11 protein-coding genes are annotated in these 15,579 nt (G+C 70.2%); 4 read left to right on the top strand and 7 right to left on the bottom strand.

The genetic code is table 11. The annotated features are described in order from the left end of the window. Positions 1–29: 29 nt before the first annotated feature. Together QF035_RS10380 and QF035_RS10385 are read right to left on the bottom strand one after the other, a co-directional pair. The gene (locus tag QF035_RS10380; RefSeq protein ID WP_307519783.1) at positions 30–1,826 is read right to left on the bottom strand and encodes a bifunctional sugar phosphate isomerase/epimerase/4-hydroxyphenylpyruvate dioxygenase family protein; all 1,797 of its coding nucleotides are present in this window, start codon (positions 1,824–1,826) and stop codon (positions 30–32) included. Between the two features lie 138 nt (positions 1,827–1,964). Beyond that, positions 1,965–2,858, bottom strand: a complete 894-nt coding sequence (locus QF035_RS10385; protein WP_307531031.1) for a shikimate dehydrogenase — start codon at positions 2,856–2,858, stop codon at positions 1,965–1,967. Between the two features lie 165 nt (positions 2,859–3,023). Here QF035_RS10385 and QF035_RS10390 point away from each other — a divergent pair, with 165 nt between their 5' ends. Together QF035_RS10390 and QF035_RS10395 are read left to right on the top strand one after the other, a co-directional pair. Beyond that, positions 3,024–3,689, top strand: coding sequence for a TetR/AcrR family transcriptional regulator (locus QF035_RS10390; RefSeq protein ID WP_307519784.1), 666 nt, complete (start codon positions 3,024–3,026; stop codon positions 3,687–3,689). Positions 3,690–3,922: 233 nt separating this feature from the next. After that, complete coding sequence (locus tag QF035_RS10395) at positions 3,923–5,275, top strand: MFS transporter (RefSeq protein ID WP_307519785.1); 1,353 nt, start codon at positions 3,923–3,925, stop codon at positions 5,273–5,275. Positions 5,276–5,516: 241 nt separating this feature from the next. Here the strand turns inward: QF035_RS10395 and QF035_RS10400 are convergent, their stop codons facing one another. The 5 genes from QF035_RS10400 to QF035_RS10420 form a co-directional block, all read right to left on the bottom strand. Next, complete coding sequence (locus QF035_RS10400; RefSeq protein WP_307519787.1) at positions 5,517–7,358, bottom strand: hypothetical protein; 1,842 nt, start codon at positions 7,356–7,358, stop codon at positions 5,517–5,519. 4 nt (positions 7,359–7,362) lie between these two features. Continuing rightward, on the bottom strand, positions 7,363–8,250 hold the full coding sequence (locus QF035_RS10405) for a carbohydrate ABC transporter permease (RefSeq protein WP_055613697.1): 888 nt from the start codon (positions 8,248–8,250) through the stop codon (positions 7,363–7,365). A gap of 25 nt (positions 8,251–8,275) precedes the next feature. Then, complete coding sequence (locus tag QF035_RS10410; protein WP_307519788.1) at positions 8,276–9,253, bottom strand: carbohydrate ABC transporter permease; 978 nt, start codon at positions 9,251–9,253, stop codon at positions 8,276–8,278. Positions 9,254–9,421: 168 nt separating this feature from the next. Continuing rightward, positions 9,422–10,753 carry an ABC transporter substrate-binding protein gene (locus QF035_RS10415; protein WP_055613695.1) on the bottom strand — a complete coding sequence of 444 codons (1,332 nt, stop codon included), beginning with the start codon at positions 10,751–10,753 and terminating at the stop codon, positions 9,422–9,424. Positions 10,754–11,021: 268 nt separating this feature from the next. Then, positions 11,022–12,143, bottom strand: coding sequence for an ROK family protein (locus QF035_RS10420; RefSeq protein ID WP_307519790.1), 1,122 nt, complete (start codon positions 12,141–12,143; stop codon positions 11,022–11,024). A gap of 256 nt (positions 12,144–12,399) precedes the next feature. Between QF035_RS10420 and QF035_RS10425 the strand changes: the two genes are divergently transcribed. Together QF035_RS10425 and QF035_RS10430 are read left to right on the top strand one after the other, a co-directional pair. Next, positions 12,400–13,341: a BadF/BadG/BcrA/BcrD ATPase family protein gene (locus QF035_RS10425; RefSeq protein WP_307519792.1), complete on the top strand. Its 942-nt coding sequence runs from the start codon at positions 12,400–12,402 to the stop codon at positions 13,339–13,341. A 252-nt stretch (positions 13,342–13,593) separates the two neighbouring features. Then, a complete protein-coding gene (locus QF035_RS10430) occupies positions 13,594–15,456 on the top strand; it encodes a phosphatase PAP2 family protein (RefSeq protein ID WP_307519793.1) in 1,863 nt (620 codons plus the stop codon). Positions 15,457–15,579 lie beyond the last annotated feature (123 nt).

Consider the following 15,579-nt stretch of genomic DNA (forward strand, 5'->3'; position numbering starts at 1 on the left):
CCGGTGAGAAAGGGTCCCCCGGTGTGGAGTCAGCGCACCGGCCGTCGTACGTGCTGGGCGGCCAGCCGTACGGGGGCGTTCTGCGCGCCGTAGCCGCGGTAGCCCGCGTCGCGCTGGACCAGTTCGAAGAAGAGACGGCCGATCGTCTCCGTGTAGCAGTGGCGGAAGGCGCCGTCCGCGTCCCGGTCGTAGAGGATGCCGAGTTCGCGGTACGCCTCCAGCTCGCCGTCGGCCGGCTCGTACCTGGCCGCGAGGTCGTCGTAGTAGTTCGCGGGGATCGACAGCAGGCAGCCGCCCGCGTCCCGGAACCGGCGGGCCGCGGTGACGATGTCGTCGGTCGCGAGGGCGATGTGCTGGGCGCGGCCGCCCTCGTCCGCGCTCGGGGCCGCACCGACACCGAGGGCGATCCGCACACTGCCGTCGGTGTTGGTGACGGCACGGCTGCGCAGCAGTCCGTACGGGTCGGCGACGTCCACGCTCTCGTGCGCGCCGAGCCCGAGGACGCTGTGATGGAAGAGGGTCGCCTCGTCGAACTGGTGCCAGGGTTGGGTGAGGGCCAGATGGTCTATGCGGTGTACGCCCCCGGCGACGGGCGACCTGTGCGCGACGGGCTCGAAGTCGCCGGTCCAGCTGGGCAGTCCGGGTCGGTCCGTGGCGCAGAAGAAGAGTTCCGTGCCGTCGGGTGCGGCGACCGCGTCCAGCGGGGCGTCCTCGGGAGCGCGCCGGCGCGGCAGTACAGGAGCGAGCAGTGCCTCGGCCCGCCGGGCCGCGCCCGCCGGATCCGGGGACTCCAGGCCGACGGCGGCCAGCTGGGTACCGTCCCGTCGTGCGGCCGGACCCGTGTTGAGCAGCAGCCGGGCCTCGCCCTGCTGCCACAGGTCGACCGGCTTGCTGCGGTGCCGGGCCGTGCGGGCGAAGCCGAGCGCTTCGAGGATCTCCGACAGCGGTTCGACGTCGGGGGTGACCAGTTCCGCGAAGGCGACACCGGTCGGTACGACAGGAGCGGGCGGCTCGGTGAGGCCGACGCTCTCCTGGAGCACGAGCAGCGAACGCAACGCGTCGACGGCGGTCGGCCCGGCCTCCGCCTGCCGGAACACGTCGTTGAACACCTCCAGCGAGAGCGGCCCTTCGTATCCGGCACGCATCACATGCCCGACGAGCCCGGCGACGTCGAAGCCGCCCTGCCCGGGGAAACAGCGGTAGTGCCGGCTCCACTGCAGCACGTCCATCGCCATCAGCGGCGCGTCGGCCAGCTGCAGGAAGAAGATCTTCTCCCCGGGGATGTCCTCGATCCCCTTGGGGTCGGACCCGCGGGCCAGGATGTGAAAACTGTCCAGGCACGTCCCGAGCGCGGGATGGTCGGCCGCCTCGACGATGCGCCAGGCATGGTCGTACGTACTGACGTGCCGGCCCCACGCCAACGCCTCGTACGCGACGCGGATGCCGAACCCCTCGGCCAGTTCGGCGAGCCGCCGCAACTGGAACGCGGCCAGCGCGTCGTCGTCCTCGGCGAGCGGCGACACGCTGGAGCACACGAGCACGGTGTCGGCCCCGAGCCGCTCCATCAGCCGGAGCTTGTGCTCGGCCCGCCGCAGATTCCGCGCGAACTCCTCCGAGGGCACGGCCTCGATGTCACGCATCGGCTGGTAGAGATCGATGCTCAGCCCGAGATCGGCACAGCGGGCCCGCACTTCCTCGGGTGTGAGGGGACTGGCGAGCAGGTCGTTCTCGAAGATCTCGACCCCGTCGAAGCCCGCCCGCGCCGCGGCCGTGAGCTTCTCGGTAAGGGCCCCACTGAGAGAGACGGTGGCAATGGACGTACGCATGACGGGCTCCTTCGGTGCTGAACCTCTATGAACGAGTCAGGGGCAGGCGCCCCTCAAGGGGTGCGGGGAACTGCGCGACCAACCCACGACGAGCCGCACCCGCCCCACGAGCCGAGCCGCCCCACCCCCAAGGCGCCCTCAACTCCGCGCCCCGGCAGCCCCGGCAGCCCCGGCCGCTCCGGCCAGCTCCGCGATGTCCGCCAACATCCGCGAAGCGTCCGGCTCCCGCCCCGTGAAGAGCCGAAACGCATCCGCAGCCTGGAAAACAGCCATCCCCCCACCATCGAGCACCGCACACCCCACCCCCCGAGCGGCACGCAACAACTCGGTCTCCAACGGCCGGTACACGACCTCGGCCACCCACAACCCGGGATGCAGCAACTCACCGGGAAGCGGCAGCCCCGGATGCGCGGCCATCCCCGTCGGCGTGGCATGCACGATGCCGTCCGCACCGCCGAGCAGCGCCGCCAACCGCTCCGGGCCCGCGGCAGCGGCCCGCCCCGCACCGAAGTGGGCGTTCAGCGAGGCGGCGAGGTCGGCCGACCGGTCAGGCAGGGCGTCCACGACGGTGACGTGCCCGGCCCCGAGCGTGAGCATGGCGTGCGCGACGGCCGCCCCCGCTCCCCCCGCGCCCAACTGCACGACCCGCTCCAGCGGGGCATCCGGCAGCCCGCGGGCGAACGAGGCGGCGAACCCGGTGACATCGGTGTTGTGCCCGACCGCACGGCCAGCGTCGAACACGACGGTGTTCACCGCGCCGAGCGCCTCGGCCTGCGGAGCGAGCGCGTCCAGATGCTCGATGACGAGCTGCTTGCAGGGATGTGTGATGTTCAGCCCGTCGAAGCCCAGGTCGCGGGCGGCGCTCACCAGATCCCCCACCGCCTCCGGCCCGACGCCGAGCGCGTCGATGTCGATCAGCCGGTACAGATAGCGCAGGCCCTGCCGGTCGGCCTCCCGCTCGTGCAGTGCCGGGCTGAGCGACGGGCCGATCCCGGCGCCGATCAGTCCGACGAGATACGAGTCCTTGACCAGGGCGACCACGACGGACCTCCAGAGCGGCTCACTAATGTACGAACTAGTACGTTAGCTATACCAGCATCCGCGGGTCACGGGAAGGCTCGGCCGACAACCCGGAACCGCGTACGGGAGCCTGCTTCTAGAATCTCGGGCACACGCCCCTCGCCCGAAGGAAGCCCGATGACCAGCGTCGAAGAACCGGCACGACCGAACGGGCGCATCCGTGACGCCGCCCGCACCCAGGCCGAGATCCTCGACGTCGCCACGCACGAGTTCGCCAGGGCCGGTTACGACGGGGCCCGGGTCGACGAGATCGCCGCCCGGACCCGGACCACGAAGCGGATGATCTACTACTACTTCGGCGGCAAGGACCAGCTCTTCACCGCCGTACTCGAGCGCGCGTACAGCGTCATCCGCGAGGCCGAGCAGGGGCTCGACGTGGAGCACCTGGACCCCGTCGCGGCGATCCGGCGGCTGGCCGAGCTGACCTTCGACCACCACGAGGCGCACCCCGACTTCATCCGCCTGGTCAGCATCGAGAACATTCACGGGGCCGAACACGTCGCCGCCTCCGAGAAGCTCGGCAAGATCGGCTCGCCCGCCCTGGACGTGATCCGCCGCATCCTGGAGTCGGGGCAGGAATCGGGTCTCTTCACGGCCGACGTGGACGCCGTCGACCTGCACGCGATGATCAGTTCGTTCTGCTTCTTCCGGGTCGCCAACCGGCACACGTTCGGCGCCCTGTTCGGCCGCGACCTGGTCGCCCCCGCCCAGCGCGAGCACTACCGGAACATGCTGGGCGACATGGTCATCGCCTATCTGACGGCGGACCGCTCGGCGGACTGAGAACGCGGCGCGGTGCAGGCGGGACGCGTGCAGGGCACCGCAAGATCCTTCGGTATGACCTCTTGACACCCGGGAAACGTGAGCGCAACATCCGTAGCCAACCGCTACTAACTATCCAGTGGGTTAATTACCCGGGCAGCTCCCGGCACAGCCGTCCCGTCACCCCAGGGATCCGGCACTTCTCCCCCTCCGCTCACTCCGCTTACGTTGGAGTTCCCCCGAAGGAGCACGCCGTGTCCGTCCCCGCAGCGCCCCTCGACGCGCCACCCGGCCAGCCAAAGAAGGCTGCGACGGCCGCCTGGATCGGCAGCGCGCTGGAGTACTACGACTTCTTCATCTACGGCAGCGCGGCGGCGCTGATCTTCCCCGAGGTCTTCTTCGACGAGTCGGACCCGGCCACCGCGACCCTGCTGTCGCTGGCCACGTTCGGTGTCGCGTACGCGGCCAGGCCGGTCGGTGCGCTGTTCCTCGGGCACTTCGGCGACAAGGTCGGCCGCAAGAAGATCATGGTCTTCACGCTGATCCTGATGGGGCTTTCGACGTTCCTCATCGGCTGTCTGCCGACGCGCGACCAGGTCGGCACGCTGGCCCCGGTGCTCCTGGTGATCTGCCGTGTCCTGCAGGGCATCTCGGCCGCCGGCGAGCAGGCCAGCGCGAACTCGATGTCACTGGAACATGCGCCGGCGAACAAACGCGGCTTCTTCACCAGCTTCACGCTCAGCGGCACGCAGGGCGGCCAGCTCCTCGCCACGCTGGTGTTCATCCCGGTCGCCGCGCTCCCCGAGGACCAGCTGCTCTCCTGGGGCTGGCGTGTCCCGTTCTGGATGAGCATCGCGGTCGCCGTCGTCGGCTACGTCATCCGCCGCACCCTCGAAGAGACCCCGACCTTCACCCAGCAGGCCGCCACCGAGGGCGTCGCGAAGATGCCGCTCGCCGTGCTGCTGCGGGACCACTGGGCGGACGTCCTCAGGGTGGTCGCGGCCGCGCTCGTCGCCTCGGTCAGCACGATCTTCACGGTGTGGGCGCTCTCGTACGCGACCAGCGACTCGGTCGGCATGGACCGTACGTCGATGCTGTGGGTGGGCGCGCTCGCCAACCTGGTCGCCCTGGGCGCCATCCCCCTCTGGGCCACCCTGTCCGACCGCATCGGCCGCCGCCCCGTCTTCCTGATCGGCGCCGCGGGCAGTGGCGTGCTGATGGTCGCCTATCTGTGGGCGATCTCCACGGGCTCGTACCCGCTGGTCATGGTCCTCGGCATCGTCACCTTCGGTGTCGTCTACAGCGCCGCGAACGGCGTCTGGCCGTCCTTCTACGGCGAGATGTTCTCCACCCGGGTTCGCCTCTCGGGCATGGCCATCGGCACGCAGATCGGCTTCGCGATCGCCGGTTTCGCGGTGACCTTCGCCGCCCAGATCGCCGGCCCGGACGGCGACGACTGGGCGTCGGTTGCCCTGTTCACCGCCGCGCTGTGCGTCCCGCCGGTGATCGCGGCGCTCACGGCCCGCGAGACACACAAGGTGCCGACGGAACACCTCGGCGAGCGGGCCCTCCAGGAGTCACCGGGCAGGGAGCCGGTGTCGGCCTAACCCCACCCTCTCGCCCCCGCCGCCCCTACCCATTCCCGTCCTTCTGGGGCTCCGCCCCAGGCCCCGTGGGGTGTGTTGTCGGGTGCGGGTTGGGTGTGGCTGGTCGCTCAGTTCCCCGCGCCCTTTTAGGGGCGCGGGGAACTGCGCAGTCTTTTGGGGGTTCGGGGGCGGAGCCCCTGAGTCAGTGACGGGAATGGGTAGGGGCGGTGGGGGCGAAATCCCTCCGGAATGCCCGGGCCTGTCAGGTCCCCGCGGGAGTCAACAGGAGCTGAGGTTCGCCATGCTCGTCGGCTTCGCCGAGCACCACCGTGAAGGAGGCCGTGCGCAGGACCAGCCCCTTCTCCGTCCGCTCACAGACCACGGTCAGCGGCTCCGCGGCCGATTCCCCGTACCGCACCGCGAAGACATCAAGCCCCTCCGGCGCATCCGGCGCGGGCCCGACCTCCAGGGCGGTCGTGGTCCGCACGTGCCGCCACCCTGCGTCAGGGTCCCCGTACCCGCGCGGATCGGCCGCCAACGCGAACGCGGCCTGCTGCTGGGTGACTTCGGCGCGGGCGTCGAAGGAGTCCGGGCTGCCCTGCGGAGGGTGCGTCAGACGCAGCTCACCGGCGGCCGCGACGAGCGGGAAGTCGCCCACCCTACGGAACCGGTCACCGTCCGCGGCGACATACGGCATCCCGGCGAGCAGGTACCGCTCCCCGTCCAGCCGTTCGACGACCACGATCGTCCAAAGCCGCGCGCCGTCCGTGACGTACAGCGACCGAAGATGGCGCAGGACATGGTCACGTCCGACGACGGGCTTGCTCACGAGCTTGGCCGCGAGCCCGCCGGCGCGCTCGTCCGCCACCCGCACCGCCCCCATCGGACGGCACAGCAGGAAGTCGTCCGCGACGGGCCCGAATCCGTGCTGCCGGTTGACGGCGGCGGCCACGAGCGCCGTGCCGCCGACCTCGATCACGGAGGGCGTCATCCGGTCGTCGAACGACACGGTGACGGTGCCGGACCGCAGTTGGTGGCGGGCGGGCGCCGTGCTCGGCGTGCGGTGCCAGCTCGTGGTGTCCTGGATCTGCCAGACGAGCATGTACGCGAAGTGCCCGTCCACGCCGCCGTCGGCCCCGACCGCGTGCCGGGCCCAGCGCGAGTCACCGGCGTAGCGCCCGATGTCGGCGCCGACGCGATGGCCGAAGTACCGCAGCCCGAGGACGGATTCGAAGGCGGAGTGCTGCTCGCTGTAGCGCGGCCCGCCGATGTCGAAGCCGCTCCCGCAGACCCGCGCGTCGATGTACCGGGCGAGCGTGTCGCCGTCCTCCGCGAAGACCTCCTCACCGCTGACCCGGTGGGCCTGGGCGAGGAAGGACAGGGAGATCGGCCCGTAGTTGTTGTCGTAGGCGCCGCCGTGCTCAGGGGCCAGGGGCGCGCCCCGGTCCCGTACACGCCGGGCACGGATCTCGTCGGTGTACAGCCGCAGGGCCCGCTGCCGGACCGGCTCTCCCTCCTCGGGCGGGAGATGGCGGGCAAGCATCAGGCCGCCGACCACGCAGCCGATGGCCTGGTTCGCCGCGTCCTGCGGGTTGAAGAAGGTGGCCTCGGTGAGCCAGCGCCAGTAGCCGCCGGCGACGTCCAGGAGTTCGCGGTACTGGTCCTCCTCGACGAGGCCGTCCGCCGCGTCGAGGACGTTGACGGCCTGGAGCAGCGCCCACACCGTGCTCGGCCAGTCGCCGATGGGGTGCGCGCCCGACTCCAGCGTGTAACGGGCGTACGGCAGACCGGAGTTGCGTGCCGTCAGGTTCGGGTAGCCGGGGTTGTCCTCGGTGTAGACGCGCGAGCCCAGATGGAAGGCGAGGCTGCGGCGGACCGCCTCGGGCAGCCGCGGGTCCTTGGTGCGGTGCCAGGCGAGCGCGAGCAGGGACGTGATGCCGAGCGAGGTGTCGCCGATGTCGTCGACGGCGGCCGGGTTCTCGAGGTTGCCCTCGGGGGTGAGGCGGGCCAGGGCCGCCTCGGTGACGGCGGCCAGCACGGCGTCGTACGCGGCCGGGTCGTCGGGGAGGTGGTGCAACTGGCCGCGCTGGTGGGGAAGATGCACGGGATCAGCCCTTCATGCCCGAGGTCGCCAAGCCTTCCACCAGCCTCTTCTGGAAGATGAGGAAGCAGATGAGCGTGGGCAGGAGGGCAAGCGTCGACATGGCGAACATCGCACCGTAGGAGGAGCCGCTCGTCTGGTCCATGAACAGGGTCAGTCCGAGGGGGACGGTGAACTTGTCGTTCTGCTGGAGGTAGACGAGCTGGTGGAGGAAGTCGTCGTACGTCCAGATGAAGGTGAAGATCGTGGTGGTGATCAGGGCCGGCTTCATCAGCGGCAGGATGATCTTCCAGTAGATCTGGAAGGGGTTGGCGCCGTCCATCATGGCCGCGTGGTCGAGCTCGCGCGGGATGGAGCGGATGAACTGGACCATCAGGAAGATGAAGAAGGCGTCCACCGCGAGGAACTTCGGCACGATCAGCGGCAGATAGGTGTTGATCCAGGTCAGGTTGTAGAAGATCGTGTACTGCGGGATCAGCACGGCCTGGGTGGGCAGCATGAGCGTGCCGAGCATCAGGCCGAACCAGATCTTCTTGCCGCGGAACTCGAAGCGCGCGAAGGCGTAGGCGGCCAGCGAGCAGGAGATCACGTTTCCGATCACCGCGCCGATCGTGACGATCAGCGAGTTGGTGATGTAGAGGGAGAAGGAGTTGCCTGAGCCGCTCCAGCCCTCGGAGTAGTTCTCCGGGCGCACCGAGCTCGGGATGAGTCCCGGCTGGGTGAAGATCTGGGTGTCGGGCTTGAACGAGCTGCTCAGCATCCACAGCAGCGGATAGAGCATGACGATCGCCACGCCGATGAGCACGGTGTGGATGAAGATGCGGCGCGATCCGGTGGCCGAACGCAGTTTCTGCAACGGCGACTTCGGGGCGTGGGCCGAGGTGATGGCGGACATGGCTGAAGGACTCCTCGCTCAGACGTCAGTCGTCGTAGTGGACCCAGTAGCGGCTGGCGATGAAGTTGACCGCCGTGAAGCCTGCGATGACCAGGAACAGCACCCAGGCGAGAGCCGAGGCGTATCCCATCTGGAGGTCGGTGAAGCCCTTCTTGTACAGGTAGAGGGAGTACAGCATGGTCGAGTTGAGCGGTCCGCCGGAGCCGTTGCTGATGACGAAGGCGGGGGTGAACGTCTTGAACGCGTCGATGATCTGCAGGACTACGTTGAAGAAGACGATCGGGGTCAGCAGCGGCAGGGTGATCTTGAAGAACCGGGTGACGGGCGAGGCGCCGTCGATCGCGGCCGCCTCGTACACGTCCTTGGGCAGTTGCTTCAGACCGGCGAGGAAGATGACCATCGGGGTGCCGAACTGCCAGACGGCCAGCAGGATCAGCGTGTAGAGCGCGGTGTCGGGGCTGGAGATCCAGTCCTGGCCCTTGATGCCGAACCAGGCGAGGAAGTCGTTGAACAGTCCGTCGCCGCCGAAGACCTGCCGCCACACGATGGCGATGGCGACCGCTCCGCCGAGCAGCGACGGCAGATAGAAGGCGGCCCGGTACAGGCCGATGCCCTTCAGGTCGCGGTTGAGGAGCATCGCCACGCCGAGCGCGAGCGCGAGCTTCAGCGGCACCGAGACGACGACGTACAGCAGCGTGGCATGCACCGAGTCCCAGAAGACCGGGTCTTCGGTGAACATCTTGTTGTAGTTGTCCATCCCGACCCACTGCGCCGGAGTCAGCAGGTCGAAGTTGGTGAAGGACAGATACAGCGAGTCCAGCATCGGGTAGATCGTCAGGCCGAACAGGCCGATGAACCAGGGGGCCAGGAAGGCGTACGGCCACCAGCCCCCGCCCCGCCGTCTGGCGAGGCGACGGCGCATACGGTCGCGCTCCCGCTGGTCGGACGGGGTCGATGGAGCAGCCTGCTCCTCCACGACCTCGTCTGTCTTCGCGGTGGTCATACTCATCTCCCTGGCCCTCTCCCGGTCTTGCAGTGGTGCGGCACTACTGGGCGGCCGGCGTACCCGCGCCCCTGAGGGGCGCGGGTCTGTGTCGATATGCGGCTCCGCCGCGTGGGCGCGACCAGCCACAGCCGGCCCGCAGACGACGACACGCCGGCCATAGCGGAGCTACCCGCCCAGAATCCCCGACGCCTGATCGAAGAACTCACCGAGCTGCCCCTTGATCGACTTCTTGCCGAAGGCCACCGCGAGGTTCGACTGGAACAGCAGGTCCCAGATCTGGTCGGCCCCCTGCGGCGGCGGCACCGGCGCGGGCAGCGCGTTGGTCGCCTTCCCGACACGCTGGGAGATGTAGTCGGCGTTCTCCATGTTCAGCTTGTCCGTCGGGGTCAGACCCGAGGCGATCAGGTTGCGGGCCTTCTCCGTCGGCGGGATGCCGCGCAGCAGCTGCATGTCCTTGATCGCCGTCGCGTCCTGCGCGAAGAACGACATGATCTTGACGGAGTCGGCGACCTTCTTGCTGGCCTTGGTGGCGCTCAGCAGGACACCGCCGTTGACGAAGTTGCCTTCGCGGGCGCCTGAGAAGTCGCCCTGCGGGGTGGGCAGGAAGTCCAGCTGCGCGTCGGTGATGGAGCCGCCCGCGCCGTAGATGCCGGAGTCGAAGCTGAAGAGGGCCTTGCCGATGACGACCGCGTTCTTGGTGAGGTCGTTGTGCGCGGCCGAGGTGATGGCCGGCGGCGGGGAGGCGTTGACCTTGCGCATGTCGGCCCAGAACTCCCACCACTCCTGGAGCGTGGCCGGGGTGAAGCCGAGCTTCTTGCCGTCGTCGGAGAAGAACGTCTCGCCCTTCTCCCGGGCGAAGACCTCGAAGCACTGGAGGGTGGAGCCTCCGCCGTCGTCGACGCCGTAGATCTTGCCGCCGCTCTTCTTGTAGACGTCCTGGGAGATCTTCTTCAGATCGGCCCAGGTCCACTCGCGGTCGGGCAGCTTCAGGCCGAGCTTCTCCAGGCCGGTGCGGTTGACCGTGAGCTGGTTGACGCCGATGCCGGACGGGACGCCGTACAGCTTGCCGTCGACGGTGCCCGCGGCGAGGAGCGTCTTGGAGAAGCCGGTGAGGTCCAGGGACTTGCCGACGTAGGAGTCGATCGGAGCGAGGACTCCCTTGCGGGCGTACTGCGCGACCAGGGCGGTGTCCATCTGCAACAGGTCCGGGGCGCTGCCGCCGGCGATGTTGGTGTTGAACTTGTCGAAGTACCCGTCGTAGCCGGAGTAGGTCTCCCGGATCTTGATCTTCGAGTTCTTCTTCTGGAATGCGGCCAGCGCCTTCTTGTAGGCCGCGTGCCGGTCGTCGCTGCCCCACCAAATCATGGTCAGGTCGCTGGTGGTGCTGCCGGCTCCGGTTCCTCCGCTGCAGGCGCTCAGTGCGCTGCCGAGCGCGCCGGCGACGGCGATACCACTCGTGGTCCGGAGCAGAGTTCTGCGCGAGATCTGGTGACCCACCGGGTCCTCCTGGATGTGCGTTACGGATCCCCTGGCCGAACAGAGCGGCTCGGGTCTTTTCCCTGGAGTACGCGTTCCCGCGCTCGGCCTCGCCCGGCCGCTGCGCACTGACGGATGGGGATCCCCGGCCACTGAGGGCCGCAGTCGTACGAGCGCGCCCTCGCACGGCTGCCGTACGTCACGTACAGCGGGACGCCTCATCCAGAGCCGGGTCCCACCGGCCATGGAAAGCGCTTGTCCGGACATTGGCAGACCTACACGTAGGCCGTCAATGCTTCGCCCCCGTACCACCGGTCACGGTTTGACGTCCACGGGCCACGGCGAGACGGCTCGCGCCCACCACCGTGCCGCTGTCGCCGACCGTGCTGCTGACCACTTCCGTGGGCCAGCTCAGCCGGCCCAGTTCGGCGCGTACACCGGGCAGGAGCTGCGGAAACGCGCCGGTGCCGCCGCCCAGCACGATCAGTCCCGGATCCAGCACGGCGGCCACGGCGGCGGCGAGCCGGCCCACCTCGGCCGCGTGCAGACCGACCACGGTGCGGGCCGTCGCATGCCCCTCCTCGGCGAGGGCGAAGAGCCGTTCGGCTGTACGGGGACAGGGGCCGTCGGCGCCCTGCCAGGCTTCCGCGGCCCGGCGCAGGAGGGACGGCGAACCTATGCGCTCCTCCAGGGCCTCGTGGCGCGGTTCACGGCCGTCGTCCCAGGGGTACGGCAGCCGGGCCACCTCACCCGCGGCGCCGTTCGCCCCGCGCAGCACCTGGCCGCCGATGACGACGCCGAGACCGATGCCGACGCCGATCCGCAGATAGCCGAAGGTGTCGCGGCCGCGGGCGGCCCCCTCGTGCAGTTCGGCGAGCGCGGCGCAGTTGACGTTGTTCTCCAGGTGCACGGGAACACCCGGCGGCAGCGCGACGGTCACGGCGTCGAAGATCGGGCCCGCCTTCGCGGTCGCGGGGCGCATTCCGGCGCCCTCCCTGTCCTGTGCGGTGACGTCGCCGACGGCGACGACGATGGCGCGCAGCGGGACTCCGACCGGCAGCGTGTCGAGGACCTTGCGTACGGTGTCGGCGGCCTCCGGCCGGGTGCCGGTGCCCTCGGCCAGCAGCGTGCCGTCCAGGGCGCAGCCGCGCACCCGGGTCTGGGCGGGGCCGAGGTCGACGGCCAGTACGGTGCCGGCGGCCGGCCCGAGCCCGTAGACCGCGGCGGACCGGCCGGTGCCGCCGGAGACGGTGCCGGAGTGGGTGGCGAGTTCGGCGGTCTCCAGCTCGGCCACGGCCGAGGAGACGGTCGGCTTGGACAGGCGCGCGCCGGCCGCAAGCTGGGGGCGGGTGGCGGTGCCCGCCTCGGCCAGCACGGCGAACACCGCGCGGGCACTCTCACTCAGGTTCATGGGCTCCCTCAGGTCATGCCGCGGCGATGTGGTCGCAATGGTTGTACGGCACCGGGATTCCGTACCTCTTGACGCACCCTACTTCGTTAGTTAACTTCCTAACGAACTCAAGCGGTACACGCCTGCCGCGCTCATCAGAAGCCCGTCCCGGGGCTTCCCGAGAACTCGTCCGAAGACACGATCGCTCGTGCCACGACACGGTTCGCCCGCCGTTCGCTCCGCATGCGCGGTATCGCGCAACGACGAAAGAGGCTCCGTGCAGGACTCCACGCCCATCGCCGTCGGCATCGACGTGGGCGGCACGAAGACGCATCTCCGTGCGGAGGCCGGGGGAAACCCCGGTCCCGGGCAGAGTGCGGTCGCCGATCACGTGCGTATGAGCGTCGCCGATCACGTGCGTACGAGCAGGGGATGGCGGCCGCACGATCCCCTGTCCGCCGCCGCGTGGCTGGCAGCGCTGATCGACGAGGCGTTGCCCCAGGGCGCGCGCCCGGCCGCGGTGGCCGTCGGCGGGCACGCCTGCGAGACGCCTCGCCAGTGCGAGGAGATCCGCTCCGCACTCCACACTCTTCTCGGTGTCCCCTGCCTCGTCGTGGGAGACGCCGAACTCCTCGTGCCCGCCGCCGGTCTGGACAAGGGAGTCGGCCTCGTCGCCGGCACCGGTTCGGTCGCGGTGGGACGACTGCCCGGCGGCGACACCCTCCAGGTCGGCGGCTGGGGCGCGGTGCTCGGCGACGAGGGCGGCTCGGCCGGTCTCGTACGCGAGGCCGCGCGGGCCCTCTGGGCGGCACACGACCGCGGCGATCCGCCGGATGCCCTCGCGGCCCGGCTGATCGCCGCCTTCGACGTACCCGAAGTCCCCGCCCTGGGCGCGGCGTTGGAGAGCGCGACCCGTCCGTCCGCCGAGTGGGGGCGGCACGCGCCCAGTGTGTTCGCGGCGGCCGAGGACGGTTCGCCGCTGGCCCGTCGGGTGATCGCCGAGGGCGGCCGCGCGCTGGCGTCGCTCGTCGTACGGCTCGCCGGCCGCGGGGTTCCCGTGGACGACGTGGTGGTGGCGGGCAGCACGGTGCTCGTCCAGCCCGCGCTGTACGAGGCGTTCGCCGAGGCACTCGCCGAGGCGCTGCCGTCGGCGCGGCCGCGGCCGTTGCGCGTACCGCCGGTGGAGGGCGCCGTGGCACTGGCCAGGTCGCTTCAGTGAGCCGTCCCGGGCCGATCTGTTTCCCGGACCGTTGAGTTGACCGCTGCAGGGTGCATCCACGCGTTCAACTCTCGTTCAGGGGCCCGGGTTCAGCTCACGTGATCAGTTCGAGTTCATCGCTCTTGAGGCCGTCACTCTCGCTTTCGTGACGGTCGAGTTCATTCCTCCCGTTGTGACTCCAGAAGGAGAGGCACCTCCATGCCCGGTGCGCACCCCCGTCCCCCTCGTGGCAGATCCGGTATCAACAGGCGCATGTTCCTGCGGACTTCCGTGGGCGTCTCGGCCGGACTGGTCGCGGGCCCCGCCGTGGTGGCCTGGCCCGCCGCCACGGCCTCGGCCGCCACGAACGCGTCCGCCGCCTTCGTGGACTCGTACACCACGAACGTCATCGGCAACCTCACCTCCGAGACCAACGCGGCCGTGCACATCCTCGACGGCTTCGCGCGCATCTGGAAGACGGGCGCGGCCTGGAACACCGGCACCCCGCTCATGCCCGAGGTCCTGCGCGCCAACGTGCGGTACAGCGTGCGCGTCACCCGGCGCCGCACGGACGCCGAGGCCAGGACGGCGTTCATCCAGGACCGCCAGCACCAGAGTTACGCGGTGATCGCCGGCCTGGGCCCGCTCGCCGACCTCTACCGGAGCGGGGCGAAGGCCGTCACCGGGATCACCTCGGCGCCGGACGGCATCCCGGCGGGCAAGATCAACGACACGCTTCCGGCCGACGCGCCCGCGGGCTCCGCGCTGGGTGCCGGTTCCCACACCTCGGACCTGGGCAAGGTCGCCGAGCTGGTCGACACCGTGCGCGGCCCGTTCGCGTCGAGCAACCCCTCCAAGCTCGCCTACCAGTACCCGCGACCGTGGCGCATGAACGAGGACAGCGAGGTCGTCGACACAGGGAGGACCGACGAACTGGGCTACCCCGTCTACGAGTCCGACGTCGTGGTCGTCCCGCAGCTGCTGAGGCAGCGCGGCACCGACCCGGCCGACGACGGAGGCTTCTCCAGCGGCCACACGAACGCCTTCTACTTGGCGGCGCTGGCGATGGGGTACGCGGTCCCCGAGCGGTTCCAGGAGCTGGTGGCCCGCGCCTCCGAGCTCGCCCACACCCGCATCGTGGCGGGCATGCACAACACCGTGGACGTGGTCGGCGGCCGGGTCCTCGCCACGGCCCTCGCGGCGGCGGCGCTCGCCGACCCGAAGAACGCCGGCCTCAAGGCCGCGGCCCGCGCCCAGGCCTCCGCGTACTTCCAGGAGAAGACGGGCACGACCGCGGACACGCTGTACGCCTACGCGCACTCGGCGGGCCGGGACACCGACCCGTACGCGGACCGGTCCGTCAACTGGGCAGTGGTCGAGCCCCGGTTGACGTACGTCCTGCCCAAGCGGCACTCGCACGACCGCATGACCGTGCCGAAGGGCGCGGAGGCACTGCTGGAGACGCGTCTGCCGTACCTCACGGCGGCCCAGCGGCGCGAGGTACTGCGGACGACCGCGCTGCCCGCCGGTTACGTCCTGCTGGACGGCTTCGAGCAGTGGGGGCGGCTCAACCTCTTCGCCGCCGCCGACGGGTACGGGGCCTTCGACACGGACGTGCGCGTCACGCTGGACGGTTCGGCCGGTGGTTTCGGTGCCGCCGACACCTGGCGCAACGACATCGGTGGCCGGGGCGCGCTCGTCAAGCGCGGCAGCGGCACGCTGACGCTCACCGGGGACAACGAGTACTCCGGTGGCAGCACGGTGGAGGAGGGTGTCCTCGCGACCGGGTCGGCGGACGCGCTCGGCTGTGGTGACGTGCGGGTCAAGGGCGGGACGCTGCGGGCGACTTCGCCGCTTCGGGTTCGGGGGGCGTACGCCCAGGAGTCCGGCGCGACTCTCGACGTGACGCTCGACGGGGATCGCTCGGCGGCTCTGAAGGTGGGCCGGCGTGTGGTGCTCGACCGGGGCAGTCGGCTCGCCATTCGGCTGGACGGCTCCTACCGGCCACGGCGGGGTGCCGTTCTTCCGGTGATCGAGAGCCGGGTGTTGCAGGGGCGGTTCGGGAGCGTGACTGTGGACGGGGTCCATGCCGAGCAGGTGTTCACTGGGCGCGGGCTGTCTGTGCGGGTCCCCTGATCGCTGCCGGCGGAGCGCTCTGCGAGAGCGCTCCGCCGGCAGTGACGAACCTGCGGGCCGGTGGGGGCTGGTCGCGCCCACGCGGCGGAGCCGCAAATGTCACAGCCCCGCGCCCCTTGAGCA

Origin of the sequence: Streptomyces umbrinus (assembly GCF_030817415.1) — a bacterium.
GTDB lineage: Bacteria > Actinomycetota > Actinomycetes > Streptomycetales > Streptomycetaceae > Streptomyces > Streptomyces umbrinus_A.

What these genes read in the sequence shown, in the direction of transcription:
- QF035_RS10380 (WP_307519783.1), bottom strand. Translation starts at nt 1,826, where the DNA reads ATGCGTACGTCCATTGCCACCGTCTCTCTCAGTGGGGCCCTTACCGAG.
- QF035_RS10390 (WP_307519784.1), top strand. Translation starts at nt 3,024, where the DNA reads ATGACCAGCGTCGAAGAACCGGCACGACCGAACGGGCGCATCCGTGAC.
- QF035_RS10405 (WP_055613697.1), bottom strand. Translation starts at nt 8,250, where the DNA reads ATGTCCGCCATCACCTCGGCCCACGCCCCGAAGTCGCCGTTGCAGAAA.
- QF035_RS10410 (WP_307519788.1), bottom strand. Translation starts at nt 9,253, where the DNA reads ATGACCACCGCGAAGACAGACGAGGTCGTGGAGGAGCAGGCTGCTCCA.
- QF035_RS10420 (WP_307519790.1), bottom strand. Translation starts at nt 12,143, where the DNA reads ATGAACCTGAGTGAGAGTGCCCGCGCGGTGTTCGCCGTGCTGGCCGAG.
- QF035_RS10430 (WP_307519793.1), top strand. Translation starts at nt 13,594, where the DNA reads ATGTTCCTGCGGACTTCCGTGGGCGTCTCGGCCGGACTGGTCGCGGGC.